This window comes from Salinicoccus hispanicus (genome assembly GCF_009831115.1).
GTDB classification, from domain to species: domain Bacteria; phylum Bacillota; class Bacilli; order Staphylococcales; family Salinicoccaceae; genus Salinicoccus; species Salinicoccus hispanicus.
This window is the reverse complement of sequence record NZ_WUUK01000002.1, coordinates 130181-149746: the sequence shown is the minus strand read 5'-3', so window position 1 is coordinate 149746 and position 19566 is coordinate 130181. Positions and strand designations below refer to the sequence as shown.

General features: G+C 48.3%; 18 protein-coding genes and 1 tRNA gene. 2 read left to right on the top strand and 17 right to left on the bottom strand.

What is annotated here, in order from left to right; translation table 11 throughout:
- Positions 1-41 precede the first annotated feature (41 nt).
- The 6 genes from gap to GQ671_RS05665 form a co-directional block, all read right to left on the bottom strand.
- On the bottom strand, positions 42-1046 hold the full coding sequence (gene gap, locus GQ671_RS05690; RefSeq protein ID WP_160654012.1) for a type I glyceraldehyde-3-phosphate dehydrogenase: 1005 nt from the start codon (positions 1044-1046) through the stop codon (positions 42-44).
- Between the two features lie 32 nt (positions 1047-1078).
- Positions 1079-2101: a sugar-binding transcriptional regulator gene (locus tag GQ671_RS05685; protein WP_160654009.1), complete on the bottom strand. Its 1023-nt coding sequence runs from the start codon at positions 2099-2101 to the stop codon at positions 1079-1081.
- A gap of 120 nt (positions 2102-2221) precedes the next feature.
- Positions 2222-2479, bottom strand: a complete 258-nt coding sequence (locus GQ671_RS05680; RefSeq protein WP_160654004.1) for a glutaredoxin family protein — start codon at positions 2477-2479, stop codon at positions 2222-2224.
- Between the two features lie 2 nt (positions 2480-2481).
- Complete coding sequence (locus tag GQ671_RS05675) at positions 2482-2934, bottom strand: threonine/serine exporter family protein (protein WP_160654001.1); 453 nt, start codon at positions 2932-2934, stop codon at positions 2482-2484.
- 11 nt (positions 2935-2945) lie between these two features.
- A complete protein-coding gene (locus GQ671_RS05670; protein WP_160653998.1) occupies positions 2946-3710 on the bottom strand; it encodes a threonine/serine exporter family protein in 765 nt (254 codons plus the stop codon).
- Between the two features lie 41 nt (positions 3711-3751).
- Positions 3752-3823 (bottom strand) — tRNA-Arg (locus GQ671_RS05665).
- A gap of 180 nt (positions 3824-4003) precedes the next feature.
- On the opposite strand from GQ671_RS05665, the gene clpP reads away from it, so the two are divergent.
- Both clpP and GQ671_RS05655 read left to right on the top strand, forming a co-directional pair.
- On the top strand, positions 4004-4597 hold the full coding sequence (clpP, locus tag GQ671_RS05660) for an ATP-dependent Clp endopeptidase proteolytic subunit ClpP (RefSeq protein ID WP_160653995.1): 594 nt from the start codon (positions 4004-4006) through the stop codon (positions 4595-4597).
- A gap of 109 nt (positions 4598-4706) precedes the next feature.
- Positions 4707-5648 carry a TIGR01777 family oxidoreductase gene (locus GQ671_RS05655; protein WP_160653992.1) on the top strand — a complete coding sequence of 314 codons (942 nt, stop codon included), beginning with the start codon at positions 4707-4709 and terminating at the stop codon, positions 5646-5648.
- 51 nt (positions 5649-5699) lie between these two features.
- Here the strand turns inward: GQ671_RS05655 and whiA are convergent, their stop codons facing one another.
- The 11 genes from whiA to uvrB all read right to left on the bottom strand — a co-directional run bounded on the left by whiA (position 5700) and on the right by uvrB (position 19538).
- Positions 5700-6647 (bottom strand): DNA-binding protein WhiA, encoded by a 948-nt coding sequence (gene whiA, locus GQ671_RS05650; RefSeq protein WP_160653989.1) that lies wholly within the window; start codon positions 6645-6647, stop codon positions 5700-5702.
- Between the two features lie 19 nt (positions 6648-6666).
- Positions 6667-7647 (bottom strand): gluconeogenesis factor YvcK family protein, encoded by a 981-nt coding sequence (locus GQ671_RS05645; protein ID WP_160653986.1) that lies wholly within the window; start codon positions 7645-7647, stop codon positions 6667-6669.
- Positions 7634-8518: an RNase adapter RapZ gene (gene rapZ, locus GQ671_RS05640; RefSeq protein ID WP_160653983.1), complete on the bottom strand. Its 885-nt coding sequence runs from the start codon at positions 8516-8518 to the stop codon at positions 7634-7636. Before rapZ ends, GQ671_RS05645 begins: the two co-directional genes overlap by 14 nt.
- Positions 8519-8681: 163 nt before the next feature.
- Positions 8682-9626 (bottom strand): thioredoxin-disulfide reductase, encoded by a 945-nt coding sequence (trxB, locus tag GQ671_RS05635; protein WP_160653980.1) that lies wholly within the window; start codon positions 9624-9626, stop codon positions 8682-8684.
- A gap of 66 nt (positions 9627-9692) precedes the next feature.
- Complete coding sequence (locus tag GQ671_RS05630) at positions 9693-11111, bottom strand: tetratricopeptide repeat protein (RefSeq protein WP_160653977.1); 1419 nt, start codon at positions 11109-11111, stop codon at positions 9693-9695.
- On the bottom strand, positions 11104-11592 hold the full coding sequence (locus GQ671_RS05625; protein WP_160653975.1) for an acyltransferase: 489 nt from the start codon (positions 11590-11592) through the stop codon (positions 11104-11106). The genes GQ671_RS05630 and GQ671_RS05625 overlap by 8 nt, the downstream gene beginning before the upstream one ends.
- Before the next feature lie 3 nt (positions 11593-11595).
- Positions 11596-12423 (bottom strand): prolipoprotein diacylglyceryl transferase, encoded by an 828-nt coding sequence (gene lgt / locus GQ671_RS05620; RefSeq protein WP_160653972.1) that lies wholly within the window; start codon positions 12421-12423, stop codon positions 11596-11598.
- The gene (gene hprK, locus GQ671_RS05615; RefSeq protein ID WP_160653969.1) at positions 12413-13351 is read right to left on the bottom strand and encodes an HPr(Ser) kinase/phosphatase; all 939 of its coding nucleotides are present in this window, start codon (positions 13349-13351) and stop codon (positions 12413-12415) included. The genes lgt and hprK overlap by 11 nt, the downstream gene beginning before the upstream one ends.
- 201 nt (positions 13352-13552) lie before the next feature.
- The gene (locus tag GQ671_RS05610; protein ID WP_160653966.1) at positions 13553-14710 is read right to left on the bottom strand and encodes a DUF4097 family beta strand repeat-containing protein; all 1158 of its coding nucleotides are present in this window, start codon (positions 14708-14710) and stop codon (positions 13553-13555) included.
- A gap of 1 nt (position 14711) precedes the next feature.
- Positions 14712-17552: an excinuclease ABC subunit UvrA gene (gene uvrA / locus GQ671_RS05605; protein WP_160653963.1), complete on the bottom strand. Its 2841-nt coding sequence runs from the start codon at positions 17550-17552 to the stop codon at positions 14712-14714.
- 6 nt (positions 17553-17558) lie between these two features.
- Positions 17559-19538 carry an excinuclease ABC subunit UvrB gene (uvrB, locus tag GQ671_RS05600; RefSeq protein WP_160653960.1) on the bottom strand — a complete coding sequence of 660 codons (1980 nt, stop codon included), beginning with the start codon at positions 19536-19538 and terminating at the stop codon, positions 17559-17561.
- Positions 19539-19566: the final 28 nt, after the last annotated feature.

Genomic DNA, 19566 nt, shown 5'->3' with positions numbered 1-19566 from the left:
ATAAAAACGGGCGGTTCCCCGCCCGTTTTATCTATCATCGATTACTGATTGCTTTTCACCAAGTGGTTAAGTGTTCTGACAAGCTGGGCAGTATAGGACATTTCATTGTCGTACCATGCAACTGTACGTACGAGCTGTTTGCCATCGACTTCAAGGACACGTGTCTGGGTCGCATCAAACAGCGAACCTTCTTTGATGCCGATGATGTCAGAAGAGACGATCTCATCTTCATTGTAGCCGAAGGAAGGGTTCTTCGCAGCTTTCATCGCTTCATTGACTTCTTCAACAGATACTGATTTATCGAGTACTGTCGTTACTTCTGTCAGGGAGCCAGTTGCTACCGGTACACGCTGCGCGCCACCGTCAAGCTTGCCTTCCAGTTCAGGAAGTACCTGACCGATTGCTTTTGCTGCACCTGTGGAGTTAGGCACAACGTTTACTGCTGCTGCACGTGCACGACGGTAGTCGCCTTTAGGGTGCGGAGCATCCAGTGTATTCTGGTCGCCTGTATATGCGTGGATTGTCGTCATCAGTCCACTTTGGATACCGAACTTGTCGTTCAGTACTTTAACAACCGGCGCCAGGCAGTTTGTTGTACATGAAGCAGCGGAAACAACTTCCTCTGAACCATCAAGTACATCTTCATTTACACCGTATACGATTGTTTTCATGTTGCCTTTACCTGGTGCAGAAACAAGTACTTTCTTCGCACCGGCTTCGATATGCTTTCTCGCGCCTTCTTCGTCTGTGAAGAAACCAGTACATTCAAGCACTACATCGATATCGAGTTCACCCCAAGGCAGTTCTGCCGGGTTTTTCTGGTTGAATGACTTGATTTCATTGCCATTGATCTTGAAGCCGCCTTCGATCTGCTCGACTTCACCTTCGAAACGTCCCTGAGTTGTATCATATTTGAAAAGGTGTGCAAGGAAATCGTCGTCTGTAAGGTCGTTTACTGCAACTACCTGCATATCATCGTAATTCTGAATTTCTCTCGCTGCCAGTCTTCCGATACGTCCAAATCCATTAATTGCTACTCTAACCATGTGTAATGGCCTCCTTGATTTCATATATAATATTATTTGCTATCCAACAAAAATTGCGCGATGGTCTCATCAATGAAAAGCATGGTATTCTTCGGTGCAATCTTCATGTAGGCGCCGACGGCTTCCTTCTTGCTGCTCCCGCCTGCAACGGCCAGTATGGCCTGCTTGCTTTCCAGGTCCTCAAGCTGAAGACCGATCGTCCTGACTTTACTGACGATATCGCCACAAGCGTTGAAGTAGTAGCCGAAAGCTTCGCCGACGGCTTCCTTCTCTTCAAGCTCTGAAAGCGTCTCCCGGCTGACATTGCGTCGATGCGCCATCGTAAATGCTTCGCCGATGCCATGGATGACATAGTGGGACTGCCTATTCAGTTCAGCGACTTCCATCACCGAAGGCTCGGCCTTAAGCGATTCAAAGACGTTTTCACCGACATTATCAGGAGCATAGAGCACCTTATGCTCCCCACCAGCAGCCATTGCGAGACGACTTGCAATGGAATTCGCCTGATTGACAATCTCTTCCCCAAGCCCGCCGCGGGCCGGAACAAAAAGCACATGTTCTTTGACAGTTTTAAGGTGGTTGCCGACATTCGCCATCGTAGAGCCACCTGCTACAGAAATGATTGCGCCATCAAAGAGCATCTTCTGGAGCTCTTCGGCCATCAATTTCGGCAGTGCCTGCTGCAGTTCAGGATTATCGTCCGCATCACCACGGATAATGAAGAAATCCTGCAGTGCGTACTTTTCCTTCAATCTGCGTGCAAGATCCGTTCTGCGATCGAGCGTCGTCATGAAAGGTGAAAGATCCTGCAATGCTTCAATGCCCGCCTGGGAAATGGATATGCCCTTCTTATCAATGACAATCAGATCCAGATTCTGAAGTGTGTCCACTTCTTTTCTCAGAACCCTTTCCGTCATGTTAAGCTGTCTGGCAAGTGTCCGGCGTCCGATGGGCTGATGCGAATCAATCTGCTTCAGAATGCTTGAGCGTTTCTGCAATTCCATGATGATTTCCGGAGCTATGCGTTTCTGGATGTCCAATAGCTTTTGCCACATGAGACTCAACACCTCTCGTTAAAGTGAGACGTATGACGTCCCACTAGGGACAAAAAATAATTACACACTTAATATATCAATAGATATTAAATAATGCAATTATTTATCTTCGCTATTCTGTTATTTACCCACGTGGGTCTTCAAGTAATCATAGACGTAGGCGAAATCGATGATGCCTTCCTGCACTACATTGCCTTCATGCACGAGTACAGGTACACGGATCATGTATTCCTCCTGCAGCGCATCATCCTTATCTATATCCACAGCACTCATTTTGACATCATTGTATCTCAGTTCGGACAGGGCAAGATTGATCTGTTCTTTTCCTTCGTCGCATAAAGGACATTGCTTTCTTGTATAATATGTCATTTCCAGCATATTCATACCCCTTCTTTTTTCAGTTTCTTTCTGACTGTCTGTAATACCTGGTCAGTCATTTCGGTGCTGATGATGCCCATCGCGATGGCTAATGAAATCAGAGCTGCTTCAAATCCGTACTCCAGAGCGGTCATATAATCTTTCAGTACAACGTGCCGCATGGCATTATAGGCAAGCCCGCCGGGCACAAGCGGAATGATGCCGCAGGTGATGAAGGCGATGATCGGCATCTTCTTATGCCGCGAGTAGAAGATTGCGATCACGGACAGGCCGATTGCACCCAGATATGAAGCCAGAATCAGATCCATCCCGGCTTCCCGACAGACGTAGAAGACAATCCAGCCGAATGCGCCGGTTACACCGCAGCTTGCCAATGCCTTTCTCGGAGCATTGAAAAGCACGCCGAAACTCGCAGAGGCGAAGAAGCTGAGTATAAATTGATAGAAATAAACCATCCGTATTCCTCCTATACCAGCAGGAATACCAGACCGACGCCTGCACCGATGGCAATGGCTGTCAGGCCTGCTTCCGCCCCTTTGATCACTCCGGCCATCAGATGGCCGCGGATCATCTCCCGGATTGCATTTGTAATCAGTACACCCGGCACCAGCGGCATGACGCCGGCAATGATGATTGTGTCCAGCATGGTGCCATAACCGTTTCCGACAAGAACGATCGATACGACCGCTATATAGAGGGCTGCAAAAAATTCGGTAAAGAACTTGACCTTTGCATAGCGCTGGATGCCTTCCATGATGAGAACGCCGCCGGCACCGGCTATGAAGGCAGCCGGCAGGTCGGTGACTACACCATCAAACAGCAGCAGGAACATAAACCCGATGGCACCGCCTGAAAGGACAACCAGCCAGAAAGGAAAGAAAATCGTGTTATGGATGGTCTCGAGGCTGCTGATCGCCCGCTTCAGAGGCAGACCGGCTGAAATCCGTCTCGATAGTTCATTGACGCTCATTATCTTCTCAAGATTATTGGCCCGCTCATCAATGCGCACTGTCTGTGTCAGGGCATAATCGTTCAGAGAAAAAATAATGACCGTGGGAGTGACGAATACCTGGGCATTTTCGATACCGTAACTGGACGCGATGCGCAGCATCGTATCTTCAATACGGTATGTTTCAGCTCCACTTTCCAACAGCATCTTGCCACAATTGACGGCAATGTAGAATACATCGCGCACAAAATCTTCGCTAAGGACTTTATCTGGAGCTTCCATAACCTCAAGTTCGCCACTCACACGGCCCACCTCGATCTTAGCACCCCCGGAGAGGATCGAACTCCCATCTCAAGAACCGGAATCTTACGTGTTATCCATTACACCACGGGGGTATGATTAAATTATATTGCGTATTCGCAATAAAGCAAATATAAGTATAGCAATAAATAAAGATGAATTAAAGGCTTAATTTTACTCTTCGGAGTACAAAGTGTTTCTTTTGACCTTATTTGACTAATGTGGTATAACTGAATCAGTGAAAAAAACTCAACACAATATCAGGAGGTAATACAATGAATCTCATTCCTACAGTTATTGAACAGACGAACCGCGGGGAACGTGCTTATGACATCTACTCAAGACTGCTGAAAGACAGAATCATCATGATCGGTACAGGCATCGATGATAATGTTGCAAACTCCGTAGTCAGCCAGCTGCTCTTCCTGCAGGCACAGGATCCTGAAAAGGATATCTTCCTATATATAAACTCACCAGGCGGCAGCGTCACTGCCGGCATGGCAATCTACGATACAATCCAGCATATCAAACCGGATGTACAGACAATCTGCCTCGGCATGGCAGCATCCATGGGCTCATTCCTGCTGGCAGCAGGTGCCAAAGGCAAGAGATTCGCCCTGCCGAACGCTGAAGTGATGATCCACCAACCACTCGGCGGTGCACAAGGTCAGGCGACGGAAATCGAAATCGCGGCCAAGCACATACTGAGAACGCGCGAGAAACTCAATAAGATTCTTGCTGAACGTACAGATCAGCCACTCGACAAAATCGAGAGGGATACAGATCGCGACTTCTTCATGACAGCAGACGAAGCAAAAGAATATGGACTTGTCGATGAAGTCATGGAACCTGAAAAACTTCAGAAATAGTCAGATGATCAAAAAGCCGGGAGAATTCCCGGCTTTTTTTATTTTTTTCCTTAAATATCGATTATGACCTGCTCTTAGAGGTTATAATCACACTAAGGAGCGTGATGATATGAATGTACTGATTACGGGTGGCACGGGATTCGTCGGATCGAAGCTCGCAGAGATATTGAAGCAGGAATACGACCATGTCTATATACTTACCCGCAGCGAGCGCACTTCCGAACATCCATATGTCCATTATGTAAAGTATGATCCGGATCATCCGGAGGATGATGCATGGATGGAGGAGATGCCGCTTAAAGTGGATGTCATCTTCAACCTTGCCGGGGCCTCGCTGCAGGAAAAGTGGACAGATCAGCATAAAGAAGACATCTACAATTCGAGGATCGATGTGACACGCATGCTCAGACGCTATGCATCTCAGGCGGAAGTCACACCTGGTGTGCTCGTCAATGCCAGTGCCATCGGCTACTACCCCGTGAGTAAAAGTGTACGCTACACCGAAGCGGACACTTTTGCAGCCCACGATTTCCTATCGACAGTAGTGACTGCATGGGAAAATGAAGCCCGAAGATTCGAAGATCTCGGCGTGAGGGTGGTCTGTGCCCGTTTCGGACTTATCCTTGACTCAGAAGAAGGTGCACTGCCGAAAATGAGTATTCCATACCGTCTGGGTGCCGGTGGCCCCCTTGGCAGTGGAGAACAGTGGTACAGCTGGATCCATATCGACGATGTACTCAACGCCCTGCTCTATACCGCAGTACATTCGAACATCAGAGGACCGGTCAACATGACGGCACCGATGCCGCTGAGACAAAAGCAGTTCTCAAAATATTTAAGTTCCGCCCTCGGGCGTCCGGACTTTTTCAAAACACCGGCTTTTCTGATCAGGAAAGTGCTTGGGGAACAGTCCATACTGATACTCAAAGGTCAATATGTGCTGCCCGAAGTACTGATGGAAAATGACTTCAAATTCGTTTTCCCTACACTGGAAATCGCCCTTGAGAATATTTTCGACCTAGAAGACAAGAAGAAGACGGTGGCCGACTGATTATATCCTGAAACGACAAACGCGTGTACTTATTTAAAAGTACACGCGTTTTTATTTGAATATGATCTCTTCACCGCTTCTCAGCTTATCTGCAATGGTATCCAGTTTTCTCAGCCGATGGTTGATTCCGGATTTTGATATGGTGCCTGTTGACACCATCTCGCCAAGTTCCTTCAAGGATACATCCTGGTGCTCCACACGCAGTCGGGCAATTTCCTTGAGCCGCTCGGGCAGTTCTTCAAGACCGATCTCCTGATCAATGAACTGGATGTTCTCGACCTGCCGCATTGCAGCACCGATCGTCTTGTTCAGGTTTGCCGTTTCACAGTTGACCAGCCGGTTGACCGAGTTTCTCATGTCTCTGACAATCCGTATATCCTCGAACTTGAGCAGCGCCTGGTAGCCGCCGATCAGGCTCAGAAATTCTGCAATCTTCTCCGCTTCCTTCAGGTAGGTGATATAGCCCCGCTTGCGCTCTATATGCTTGGCATTGAGTTCGTAGCCGTTCATCAGCTCGGTCAGGCTTTCTGCATGTTCCTCATATAAAGAGAATATCTCCAGATGGTAGGCGGATGTCTCGGGATTATTCACTGATCCACCGGCCAGAAAAGCACCGCGCAGATAGCTGCGGATGCAGCACTCGTTGTTTTTGACTGTATCACTGACTTCGTGGGAGAGCACCCCACCCTTCATGATGTTGAGGTCCTCGAGGACCTTTCTGCTATCCTTCTTGATCCGCGAAATATATACATTATTCTTCTTGAGCTTCATTTTTCTCCGTACGAGCAGCTCTATTTCCACACCGTACAAATTACGAATCAGTGTGAATATTCTTCTGGCGATCGCCGCGTTTTCAGTCTGTATATTGATGATCCACTCTCCATTGAAATGACTCAGTGCGCCATTCATCTTGATGAGTGCGGAAAGTTCACTTTTCATGCAGCATGGCTCCACTTCGATCCTCGACAATTCATTTTTCATCTCGGAAGCAAATGACATGCAATCACGCCCTTATCGTTTATTTCTTATACTGCAGTGTGCTGATTTCCTTGAGGGCAATATCATATATGATTTCTGCCAGCACCTTATTGTCATGACGCACCGCACCTTCGCCATCAATTTCGACCAGTCGGTGGTCGGTTATGACCGTGGCTCCCATCTCACCCAGACGGTCCCGATCACTTTCCACTGCAGTCATATCATTGCGATTGTAATAGTCGGATATGCGACCTTTGATATCCTCTTCGTTCAGGATGATGAAATCGATGACGTTCTGTCCCATATGCGTGTTGATCGCATCCAGATGATCCGCCGCAGAATAGCCGACGGTCTCACCGATCTGGGTCATGATATTGGATACATATACTTTGATTCCCGGCGCCTTGCCGATTGCTTCCTTCATGCCTTCCGGTATGAGGTTCGGAATGATGCTCGTATACAGGCTGCCCGGTCCAAAGACGATGACATCCGACTTTTCGATGGCTTCGATGGCTTCCGGTGTGGCAACAGTATCATTCGGTATGAGATAGACTTCCTCTATCTTCTGCTTCACTTCGGGAATATAGCTCTCCCCGACAATGATCGAATTGTCTTCCATGCGCGCCGCAAGCTTCGGACTGATGTTGGTGGACGGAATGACCGTCCCCTTTACATTGAGAATTTTACTCAGTTCTTTGACAGCTACGGCGAAGTCACCTGTCATGTCATACATGGCAGCAAGCATCAGATTACCGAGCGCATGGCCGCCAAGCGCTTCTTTTTTGAATCGATAGGCAAACAGGTTCTCAAGTTTCGTCTCCACGTCACTCAAGGCCGTCATGACATTTCTGATATCCCCCGGTGCCGGCATATCAATCTGGTCACGTATGATTCCGGTCGACCCGCCGTCATCAGCTACAGATACGATGGCGGATATATCAACAGGGTATTTCCTCAGTCCTCTGGCCAGTACGCTGAGACCTGTTCCACCACCGACAAGTGTAATTCTAATCTTTTTCATTTTCTGAGCCTTTGACCGGTGCATCCCTATGCACCGCCCGGATTGCAAAGTCGAAATCCTCACCGATATCCTTTACCAGCTTCTCAGCAAGCGTCACCGAACGATGCTGGCCGCCTGTACATCCGATGGCGATGACGAGCTGGGATTTGCCCTCCTTCATGAATTGCGGAAGCATATACTTGAGCAGATCATAAAGTTTCGCATAGAATACCTTCGTTTCCTTCCACTTCAGGACATAGTCGGACACCGGCTTATCCAGTCCTGTCTGTGGACGCAGTACGTCAACATAGTGCGGATTCGGAAGGAAGCGCACATCGAATACGAGATCTGCATCAATCGGAACACCGTGCTTGAAGCCGAAGCTCATCACATTCACATTGAACGCAGGGCGGTTCTCACCAGCACATTTGTCGAACATCATGCCTCTGAGTTCCTTTGCCGATGTATTTGTCGAATCAAGAATATGGGTTGCGCGGCCTTTCAGTTCATCCAGCAGTTCACGTTCCTTCGTGATGGCATCAAGCAGGTTCATTTCATTATCCAGCGGATGCGCCCTGCGTGTTTCCTTATAGCGGGTGACAAGACGATCATCCGAAGCATCGATGAAAAAGATTTCCAGAGCGAGGTCGCTGTGGTCCCTCAGCTTTTCAATCTCTGCAACAAGACGGTCGAAGAACTCCTTTCCTCTCAGATCGATGCCAAGACCGACACGGTCCATCTGGCCGTCTGTCGTCTCCATCAGTTCGACCACTTTCTGAAGCAGAATGGGAGGCAGATTATCGATGCAGAAGTATCCCATATCCTCCAGTGCTTCGATGGCTACAGATTTTCCGGCACCGCTCATTCCTGTTACAATAATCAACTGCTTCATTGGCCCACGTCCCCTTAAGTAATTTATGTGTGCTTTCTATTAATTAAATCATGTCAGAAGCTTTGTAGCAATATTATATGATCCCCATGCTGGACGCTGCCTTTCATTCCCCGGCTTATGAGGATGACAAAAAAATTCCCCAGGAAGAGACCTGGGGAGGTGGTTATTTGCTTTCCTGCATGTCTGCGAGGTGCTCGATATAATGCTGGACATTCTGGGCGGCGATGCTGCCGTCTCCAGTTGCAGTGACAATCTGGCGCAACGTCTTATTGCGCACATCACCGGCTGCAAAGATGCCCGGTATGGCAGTTTCCATTTCATCATTCGTCTCCACGTATCCGAGTGAATTCAGTATACCCAGGTCTTCGAACGGTGCCGTCAGAGGTTTCATACCGACATATACAAAGACACCGTCTGCCTTGAAGTCGTACTCGGAGCCAGTGTTCTTATCAAGCAGAGTTACACTCTCAACTCTGCTCTCACCATTGATGGCCTGGATTTCCGTATCCCAGATGAAATCGATCTTATCATTTTTGAACGCACGGTCCTGAAGGATCTTCTGCGCACGCAGCTGATCCCTCCTGTGGACAATCGTCACTTTGCTGGCGAATTTGGTCAGGAAGACGCCCTCTTCCACTGCTGAGTCACCGCCACCGATGACAACCAGCTCCTTCTCTTTGAAGAATGCGCCGTCACATACAGCACAGTAGCTGACACCGCGCCCGCCGAGAGTATCTTCACCTTCGACACCGACCTTCTTGTATTCAGCACCTGTTGTAATGATGACCGCACGCGTGCGGATTTCTTCACTGCCTGTTTTCAGTACTTTGAATTCTCCATGGTCTTCAACAGATTTGAGATCTCCATATTTATATTCGGCACCAAATTTTTGGGAGTGCTCGAACATCTTGGTGGAAAGTTCCGGCCCTGTAATAAAATCGAATCCAGGGAAGTTCTCCACTTCTTCCGTGTTTGCCATCTGTCCGCCCGGCATGCCGCGTTCCAGCATGACCGTTTTCAAGTTGGCACGGGAAGCATAGACAGCTGCTGTCATTCCTGCCGGTCCTGCACCAATGATGACGACATCGTAGATATTTTCTTCAGTCATGAGACAAAACTCCTTTTCTTCTATATCGACTCTAAAATATTATATAGAAATTCGAGTCAATTTTCATCAAATCTGCCTGACAGCCTCAAGCGCCTTGTTCAACCTGTACAGACTCGTATCGAAATTATCGACAAGCGACCGCTTGGTGATTTTTCTGCCGCGCTGATGGAAATACAGGGTAGCGGCTGTGAATGCGCTGATATCCTCAAGCTCCACCTTGCTGTCGTACAATGTATGGAACGTCTCTATCCAGGCCAGCTGGTCGTCCTCATTTTCATATCCTGCTTTCCTCATGGCCTCGAGGCCTTTATGCATGCGCCCGAGCCGGACCAGCTTGAGACCCTGGAATAGAAATGAAATATAGAGCTTTTCATAATCCTCGAGTGATTCGATAGTGTCCCATACCTCATGGCCAAGTATGGCATCACGCGGTACGATATTGTAGATCTTGTACAGTCCGAGCAGTCGTCTGTAAGGATCATCATCTTTCAGATATTCCGTTTCCAGTTCTGTAATACGTGCTGTCGCCTCATGGCGCTGCCATGGACTGTGCATTTCATTCACCTGATGGAATGTCTGCATCCTATCCCAGAACATATGCGATTCCTCCACATGTCCGATATGATAGCTTGCATGACTCAGGGCATGCAGCAGCTGGAAGCTGATGAACACCTGATTCTTATAGAGTGGGAAGAGCAGTTCATAGGAGCGTTCGTACTGCTGCAGGAAATTAAGCACCAGACCAACCTTGAACCTTGCATCATCATCAAGCGGCTGGACTACTTCCAGCTTCTTCAGGAAAGCCTGGTACTTCTCCTCTTCTCCTGTATGATAGTAGAGAAGTGTCATATGGCTCAGTGCATGCATATCCGTCCGATCTTCCTTGAGCAGCTGCTCAAGCAGTTCATGTGCCTCTTCAAAGCGGTTCAGGAACAAAGCAGCCATCGCCTTCTGGTTGCGGAACTCCCTCTCCTCCTGGATGGACACGGGAATTGTGTTGAGGTAGTCGAGCGCCTCTTCGATCCGTGCATTCATGAAAAGATGCTGGAACAGATGCTGGCCGGTAAAACGGGTCGCTTCACGCTCCACTTCATCCTCATCCTGTATGCTCACCTCGAACATCTGCTCGAGCTCTTCATCATAACCTGAGTCGGGTTCATATTTTACATACTCCACCCCAAACAGGAAAGCCTTGTTCGGATCGTTCATGATCGTATAGAGCTGGCTCAATATAAAATAAAATTCAGCATCATACTGATGCTGAATGAAGGCATTTATCAATATATGTTCAGCTTCTGCTCCACGTCCATTTTCAGCAAGCAGGTATGCGTACTGGGAAAGGTAGGCCAGATTATTCTGATCGAGCTCATAGGCCTTCTGAAAACTTTTCAGTGCCGCATGCTTCTTATTCTGTTCAGTTTTTTTCAGTCCCTGATTAAAATGGAATTCTCCATTCTGATCAAAGGGAATCACTTTCCTATTCATTATTCCTACTCCTTACTATAAGCGGGTTGCCATAGCAGATTGAATGATCGGGCACATCTTTGGACACGACACTGCCCGCTCCGATGACTGCGTGAGCTCCGATGACCACACCCGGCAGAATGGTGACATTCGCTCCGACCATGGTATCATGCCCGATGCGTACATCTCCGACCCTGTACTCATCCACCAGATATTCATGCGTCAATATTACTGTATTATAACCGATTATACTGTTTTTGCCAATGTGGATGCGCTCCGGATACATAAGATCAGGCATCGCTTTGAAGGCAAGCGATACGTTGTCTTCGAGCTTCATTCCAAGAAGGTTCGTATACAGCCGGTGCTTCCATTTCGTCGAAGGACAGTAGCGGCCGACCTCGATTACAATGAAGTTTTTAGCGACTTTGAACCTGGATATTGTACGATACATATGCCATAGCGGATTTATGCCACCCGCTTTCACTCTCTTCACTCTTCTCATGTATCATCTTCCTTTATATACGCCTTCTGTTTCACCATACTTCGGCAGCTTGTACTTCATACTGCGGTAGATCCACACTGCTGCTGCAGCAATAACCAGCAGAATTGAAATGAACTGGGCTGTGCGCAGGCTCTCCCCGATCATCAGACTATCCGTACGCATGCCTTCGATGAAGAAACGTCCCACAGAGTAGTAGATCAAATAAAGCAGGATGGTCTGTCCGATTGCAAGCTTCGGACGAATCAGTATCAGAAGGACGAAGCCGACGATGCTCCAGATCGATTCGTATAGGAAAGTCGGATGGTAGTATGCACCATCTATGTACATCTGATTGATGATCCAGTCAGGAAGTAGCAGTGAATCGAGAAATTCCCGTGAAACTTCTCCACCATGCGCCTCCTGGTTCATGAAATTCCCCCAGCGTCCGATCGCCTGGCCCAGTATGATGCTTGGTGCAGCAATATCAGCGAGCTGGAAAAAGCTGAAGCCTTTGATGCGGGCATAGATGATACCTGCAAGGAAACCGCCGATCAATCCGCCGTGGATTGCCATGCCACCTTCATTCACCATGATGATGTCCAATGGGTTCTGACTGTAATAGTCCCACTGGAATACGACATAATAGAGTCTCGCGCCGACAATGGAGGCGATGATGATATAGAACATCAGATCCATGAACAGGCCTTCAGGAAGCCCTTTCCTATCTGCTTCACGGTTGGCGAAAAAGTAGCCGAGCAGCATGCCCGAAGCGATGATGATACCGTACCAGTAGATGCTGAGCGGTCCGAACTCCAATGCGACCGGACTCAGTGGCGGTGTGTTATAGATCATCAATCATTCCCCCGTTGACTTGAATCTGCCTGTTCAATCTATCATTGAATTCCTGGGCGGCGTCGTACCCCATATGCTGCATGCGATGGTTCATTGCCGCTACTTCTATGATGCCTGCCAGACTTCGGCCGGGACGGATCGGGATTGTCTTCTGATCAACTTCCGAATTGAGAATATGCAGCTTCTTCTGATCCAGACCGAGACGTTCATACGTTTTCCCGGATTCCCAAGTTTCGAGATTGACATTGAGCATGACGCGTTTCTCTTCAAGAATACTGCCGGCACCAAAAAGCGTCATGACATTGATGATACCAAGTCCGCGTATCTCCAGAAGATTACGAATCAGCGGCGGCGCAGAGCCCATCAGTACATTTTTCGAAACTTCCTTGATTTCGACATTATCATCTGCCACAAGACGGTGCCCGTTCTTCACAAGTTCAAGGGCAGTCTCACTTTTACCGACACCACTTTCACCGGTGATCAGTACTCCGATACCGTATATGTCGACCAGTACTCCATGCATGTTCGTCTCCGGAGCAAGCGCCTTTTCAAGAAAGTTCGACATGCGGCTGATGAAGTTCGTCGTGTTGTCTTCTGTGATAAGCAATGGGATGTGCGTCTGGTTGCACGCCTCGATCAGTTCCAATGGCGCGCCGAGATCACGTGTCACGATGATGCATGGTGTCTCCTTGCGGCATAGGCGCTTCGAACGGTCCTCCCGTTCCTCCTCTGTCAGCATCCGCTTGAAGAAGGATGTTTCTGTCATTCCAAGCACCTGTACCCTGTCAGATGAATAGTGGGAGAAATACCCAGCCACTTCAAGCCCAGGCCGTGATACATCTATATTGACGATCTCCTTATCGATGCCTTCGTTACCGGAGATGATCTTCAAATTGAATTTATCTATGATTTTTTTTACTGTAAGCATTCGGTCACCTCGGTGATTTATTACCTCAACTATAAAGAATCGTAAAATCTTTTTCAATATATCGGGTTGTAAAGATGGGTCAATTCGCACGGATTTGTTTTTTCCTTCACATCGCAGCCACATTTGAAACAGTACAGCAGTAGATCGGAAATGCAGAAAAACCTGGCACACTCGAGTGTGCCAGGTTTTTCTGCTATGATATCAGCTTCGGTGCAGTGTAACACTGCCGAACTTGGTACCCACTTCGAGAAGCATTGCCTTGTCGTCCGACTGGTTCACAAGCATGAGCTCCTTGAAGCCGATATCCTGCGACTTCATGAACCTGACATCCAGATCAGGCGGATAGTTGATCTGGCCGACGACTGTGCTCAGTCTGCCTTCCAGTGCACGGTCATGAGGTACATTGATGTTGATGCTGCCCATATTCGCATTGATGGTTGCAGACTCCGTCTGTCCCTGCAGGGAGATGTTCACTGAACCGTTGGATGATACAGTAACGTCCTGCGCATTGAGCGTCTCGGTATTGACCGTACCGAGCATGGAAATCAATTCGAGTGCACCGTGTGCGCCTCCGCTTACATCAATATTGCCTCTTGAAGTACGGACGAATGCATTGTTGCTGGCAACTGCATCGAGCTCGATATTGCCATTCAGAAGGTCCACTGTCAGATCACTGAATTCCTGACCTTGGATGCTGACATTGCCGTTCGAGCCGGATACGATCAGCCGATTGATGATGGAAGGGTTGACGTGTAGTTCCACATTGACCCTTGCCGCACGTATATCGGATACGATGAGGAGTTCATCATTCTTTACTTCACAGATGATGTCCTGGAAGTAGTTTCTGTCATTATCAAGCTTGCGATAGAACGGTGTCACTTCAAATTTTGCGGTGGTCACCTTGTCTGTCGGCACCACTTTGACATTACCGTTGGTAATATCGACGGATATATTGGAGTAGCTGTCTTCAACTGTTTCAATCAGGCGGTTCTTCGACCCCTGTGTGAACATCGAATCGATTGTACTGTTCTTGACATTATCGAATGCCTTTTCAAAAGTCTTGTAAACTTGTGCAGTCTGCTTCTGACTCCCCATTTTGTTCTTGACCTGGTTGAACGCTTCGTTGGCCTTATCAGTATTGACATATTTCTGAAACTCATTTACGAACTGCTGGAAAACGTCTTTCTGTCCGTCGCTCGTCTGGCGACGGCTGCTTTTGTGCCCGGCATCTGCTTGCTGCTGGTAGGAAGTCTGGCCCGTATCCGACTTGGATTCTATTGCGTCCAAGAGACGGACTGCCTCTTCAGATGTAATCTTGCCTTCTTCCAGCATTTTCAAAATGCGGTCTTTGTTATCCATTTCAATCCCCCTGATGGTTTCTCTCCAACCATTTTTTTAGATGATAGCCTGTGTAGCTGTCCGCTTCTGCCATGACTTTCTTTACGGGACCATTCACGACAATCGTGCCACCGCCGTCGCCACCTTCGGGACCAAGGTCGGTAATATGATCCGCCACTTTGATGACATCCAGATTGTGCTCGATGACAATGACTGTATCCCCATTGTCTACAAGTCTCTGGATGACTGTGATCAGCTTGCCGATATCCTCCGAATGCAGTCCTGTCGTCGGTTCGTCCAATATATAGAGCGACCTTCCGTCAGAACGCTTATGCAGCTCGGAAGCCAGCTTTACGCGCTGCGCCTCTCCACCGGATAAGGTTGTGGCAGGCTGTCCAAGACGGACATAACCCAGTCCGACATCGAGCAGTGTTTTGAACTTGCGTTTGATCTTGGGCATGTTTTCAAAGAAGTAGTATGCTTCCTCCACTGTCATTGCCAGTACATCTGCAATGCTGTTATCTTTATATTTCACTTCCAGTGTCTCTCTATTATAACGTTTTCCGTCACAGACTTCACATGGTACGAATACATCCGGAAGAAAATGCATTTCGATTTTGATGATGCCATCGCCTCGACAGGCTTCGCATCGTCCACCTTTGACATTGAAGCTGAAGCGTCCCTTCTGATAGCCGCGGACTTTTGCTTCATTGGTCTGTGCAAATACATCGCGTATGTTATCGAATACCCCAGTGTAGGTTGCCGGGTTGCTCCGCGGTGTACGACCGATCGGCGACTGGTCGATATCGATGATCTTTTCGATGTTTTCAGCACCTTTGATCTCCTTGTGCTCACCCGGTATATGCTTCGATTTATACAGCTTCGTATGCAGGCCCTTGTACAGGATTTCATTGATCAGTGTACTTTTCCCTGAACCCGATACACCTGTTACGACATTCAGTACAGACAGCGGTATCTTGACGTTGACGTTTTTCAGGTTGTTCTCTTTGGCACCTTTTATTTCAAGGCTCCGCTTCATATCGGGCTTCCTGTATGTCTCAGGCAGCGGTATCTTCTTTTTGCCGCTCAAGTACTGTCCTGTGATGGAATTATCGTCGTTCATCACTTCTTCCGGAGTCCCTTGCGACATGATCTGTCCACCATGTTCACCGGCGCCGGGGCCGATGTCGATAAGATGATCGCTTGCGAGCATGGTGTCTTCATCATGTTCTACGACAATGAGCGTGTTGCCGAGATCCCGCATGTCCTTCAGTGTACTGATCAGGCGATCATTGTCCCGCTGGTGCAGGCCGATTGAAGGTTCATCGAGAATATAGAGCACGCCGCTCAATCTGGATCCGATCTGGGTCGCCAGCCGGATGCGCTGCGCTTCACCACCGGAAAGTGTTCCACTGCGCCGGTTGAGTGTCAGATAGTCGAGCCCAACATTATAAAGGAAAGTCAGACGTTCATTGATCTCCTTCAGAATCGGGGCGGCAATCTGACGATTCTTTTCGGACAGCTCAAGATTTGTAAAGAACTGGAGTGCCTCTTTGACGGGCTCATCGACTGCTTTTCCGATATGGCGGCCATCGACTTTGACTGCCAGCGCTTCTGCATTAAGACGGTAGCCCGTGCACGTCTTACACTCGATCTCTCTCATATATCTGCTCATGACATCCCGTGTATATTCGGAGGGACTTTCCTTGTATCTGCGCTCGATATTGTTGATGATGCCCTCGTACGGCATTTTGCGCTGACGGGCAACACCATTGCTCTGATTGAATGTATAGCTGATCATTTCGCCTTTTGAACCAAACAGGATGATGTCTTTTTCCTTCTTCGTCAGGTTTTTATAAGGCTTCTGCATATCAATCCCGAAGTGTTCACAAGTCTGTTTGAGCAGTGTCGGATAATAGTCGGAACTGATCGGCTGCCAAGGGTTCAGCGCACCTTCCTCGAGTGTCAGTGAAGGATCCGGGATGACCAGCCGTTCATCCACAGCCATTTTTATTCCAAGGCCATCACAATCAGGACATGCGCCATAAGGTGCATTGAATGAGAATAGTCTCGGCTCCATTTCGGAAACGGTAAATCCGCACTCCGGACAGGAGAAATGCTCGGAGAAATGCATATCTTCACCATCGATCACATTGACAGTGACATTCCCTTCACCTTTTTCAAGCGCAGTCTGCATCGAGTCACTGAGACGGGATTCGATGCCTTCGCGTACAGCGAGCCGGTCGATAACGACATCTATGCTGTGCTTCCTATTCTTCGTCAGTTCGGGAACAGATTCGATATCGTACATTTCGCCATCAACGATGACACGTGCATAGCCTTCCTTCGCAAGCTGTTCGAAAATCTTCTCATGCATGCCTTTTCTGCCTCTGACAATGGGAGCAAGCACCTGGATTTTCGACCGCTCGGGCAGGGTCATGACCTGATCGACCATCTCCTGGATGGTCTGTGATGTAATTTCTATACCGTGAATCGGGCAGTACGGTGTTCCTGCACGTGCATAGAGCAGACGCAGGTAATCATAGATTTCCGTAATTGTCGATACCGTCGAACGCGGGTTGTTGCTTGTCGTCTTCTGATCGATGGAGATGGCAGGAGACAATCCTTCAATGGAATCGACGTCCGGCTTCTCCATCTGTCCAAGAAACTGTCTGGCATAGGCACTCAGTGATTCCACATATCGCCGCTGCCCTTCAGCATAGATTGTATCGAACGCAAGTGATGATTTGCCGGAACCCGACAATCCTGTCATCACAACGAGCTGGTCCCTTGGAATATCGACGTTGATATTTTTGAGATTATGCTGTCTGGCGCCTCTGATGCTGATATTTTTATTTTTCAAAAATGATCACCCTTCTGCTTTCAGTTCAAATAATGCATCTCTCAGCTCCGAAGCTGTTTCGAAGTCGAGGTCTTTTGCGGCCTGCTTCATATCTTTCTCCAGCTGAGCCATTACCTTTTCTCTTTCCTTCTTCGTCATCTTCGCTTTTTTGCGTGTGCTGCCGTCTTTTTCATCCCTGTCTTCCTTCACTTCAACCTGAGCACTGATGCTATCACGGATTTCCTTCTGGATGGTCTGTGGCGTAATGCCATGCTCTTCATTATATGCCAGCTGTGTTTCTCGTCGCCGCGCGGTCTCATCCAGTGCATACCTCATGGAGTCGGTGATCTTGTCACCATACATGATGACGTGACCGCTGCTGTTACGGGCGGAACGGCCGATGGTCTGGACCAGGGCACGGCTGGAGCGCAGGAAGCCCTCCTTATCAGCATCCAGTATCGCAACGAGTGATACTTCAGGGATGTCTATCCCTTCACGGAGCAGGTTGATGCCGACAAGTACGTCATAAGTTCCCATACGCAGTTCACGGATGATCTCTATACGTTCGAGCGTCTTGATTTCAGAGTGCAGATACTGCACCTTGATGCCGGATTCTTTCAGATAGGCTGTCAGATCCTCAGACATCTTCTTCGTCAATGTTGTAATCAGTACGCGTTCATCTTTCTCTGAACGTGCAACGATTTCTTCAAGCAGGTCATCGATCTGATGCTCGGATGGACGCACATCGATTGTCGGATCGAGCAGACCCGTCGGTCTGATGATCTGTTCGACCATCTTTTCAGTGCGCTCCATTTCATATGGTCCTGGTGTGGCGGATACATAGAGCAGCTGGGTAGCTTTCGATTCGAACTCCTCAAACTTGAGCGGGCGGTTATCGAGCGCACTCGGCAGTCTGAAACCATGATCGACCAGTACTTTCTTCCTTGCCTGGTCACCGTTGTACATGCCTCGTATTTGCGGTACCGTTACATGGGATTCATCTATCATGATCAGAAAATCATCAAAGTAGTCGAGCAGTGTGTAAGGTGTCGATCCCATCGGACGCAAAGTGAGGTGGAGCGAGTAGTTTTCTATACCTGAACAGAATCCCATCTCCCGCATCATTTCAAGATCATAGTTGGTCCGCTGTTCAAGACGCTGCGCTTCAAGCAGCTTGTTGTCATCGCGCAGAATCTTAAGCTGTTCTTCCAGTTCCTTTTCGATCCGTTCGATGGCCACTCTCATCTTCTCTTCACGCGTAACGAAGTGGGAGGCCGGGAAGATTGCAAAATGCTCCCTTTCCGCCATCACTTCACCTGTCAGATGATTCACTTCCCGAATGCGGTCGATTTCATCACCGAAAAACTCGACACGGATACATTGCTCATCCCTTGAAGCTGGAAATACTTCCACTATATCTCCTCTTACCCTGAATGTTCCTCGTCTAAAATCAATATCATTACGTGCATACTGGACATCCACCAGCTTGCGCAGAAATTCATTGCGATCCATCTGCATGCCGACACGCGCACTCACTACCATATCATTATATTCTTCCGGATTACCGAGGCCGTATATGCAGCTGACGGAGGAGATGATGATGACATCATCCCTTTCAAAAAGTGAACTTGTGGCGGAGTGGCGCAGCTTGTCTATTTCATCGTTGATCTGTGCATCCTTCTCAATGAATGTATCCGTCTGCGGCACATAGGCTTCCGGCTGATAATAGTCGTAATAGCTGACGAAGTACTCTACCCGGTTGTTCGGAAAAAATTCCTTGAACTCGCTGTACAGCTGTCCGGCAAGTGTTTTGTTATGCGCGATTATCAGTGTCGGTTTGCCGACCTCCTCAATCACCTTGCTCATCGTATATGTTTTCCCGGTACCTGTCGCCCCAAGGAGTGTCTGGTGCCTGTTGCCGGATTTGATCTGTTCTGTCAGTTCTTTTATCGCTTTAGGCTGATCGCCCGCTGGTTTGAATTTGGAAACGACTTCAAATTTTGCCATTCAACTCTTCCCCCATTTTTTACTCACA

Coding starts and splice junctions, on each gene's coding strand:
- GQ671_RS05655 (WP_160653992.1), top strand. CDS start 4,707: ATGAATGTACTGATTACGGGTGGCACGGGATTCGTCGGATCGAAGCTC.
- whiA (WP_160653989.1), bottom strand. CDS start 6,647: ATGTCATTTGCTTCCGAGATGAAAAATGAATTGTCGAGGATCGAAGTG.
- GQ671_RS05685 (WP_160654009.1), bottom strand. CDS start 2,101: ATGTGGCAAAAGCTATTGGACATCCAGAAACGCATAGCTCCGGAAATC.
- GQ671_RS05630 (WP_160653977.1), bottom strand. CDS start 11,111: ATGAATAGGAAAGTGATTCCCTTTGATCAGAATGGAGAATTCCATTTT.
- gap (WP_160654012.1), bottom strand. CDS start 1,046: ATGGTTAGAGTAGCAATTAATGGATTTGGACGTATCGGAAGACTGGCA.
- GQ671_RS05680 (WP_160654004.1), bottom strand. CDS start 2,479: ATGCTGGAAATGACATATTATACAAGAAAGCAATGTCCTTTATGCGAC.
- clpP (WP_160653995.1), top strand. CDS start 4,004: ATGAATCTCATTCCTACAGTTATTGAACAGACGAACCGCGGGGAACGT.
- trxB (WP_160653980.1), bottom strand. CDS start 9,626: ATGACTGAAGAAAATATCTACGATGTCGTCATCATTGGTGCAGGACCG.
- GQ671_RS05645 (WP_160653986.1), bottom strand. CDS start 7,647: ATGAAAAAGATTAGAATTACACTTGTCGGTGGTGGAACAGGTCTCAGC.
- GQ671_RS05610 (WP_160653966.1), bottom strand. CDS start 14,710: ATGGATAACAAAGACCGCATTTTGAAAATGCTGGAAGAAGGCAAGATT.
- hprK (WP_160653969.1), bottom strand. CDS start 13,351: ATGCTTACAGTAAAAAAAATCATAGATAAATTCAATTTGAAGATCATC.
- GQ671_RS05675 (WP_160654001.1), bottom strand. CDS start 2,934: ATGGTTTATTTCTATCAATTTATACTCAGCTTCTTCGCCTCTGCGAGT.
- GQ671_RS05625 (WP_160653975.1), bottom strand. CDS start 11,592: ATGAGAAGAGTGAAGAGAGTGAAAGCGGGTGGCATAAATCCGCTATGG.
- rapZ (WP_160653983.1), bottom strand. CDS start 8,518: ATGAAGCAGTTGATTATTGTAACAGGAATGAGCGGTGCCGGAAAATCT.
- GQ671_RS05670 (WP_160653998.1), bottom strand. CDS start 3,710: ATGGAAGCTCCAGATAAAGTCCTTAGCGAAGATTTTGTGCGCGATGTA.
- uvrB (WP_160653960.1), bottom strand. CDS start 19,538: ATGGCAAAATTTGAAGTCGTTTCCAAATTCAAACCAGCGGGCGATCAG.
- lgt (WP_160653972.1), bottom strand. CDS start 12,423: ATGATCTATAACACACCGCCACTGAGTCCGGTCGCATTGGAGTTCGGA.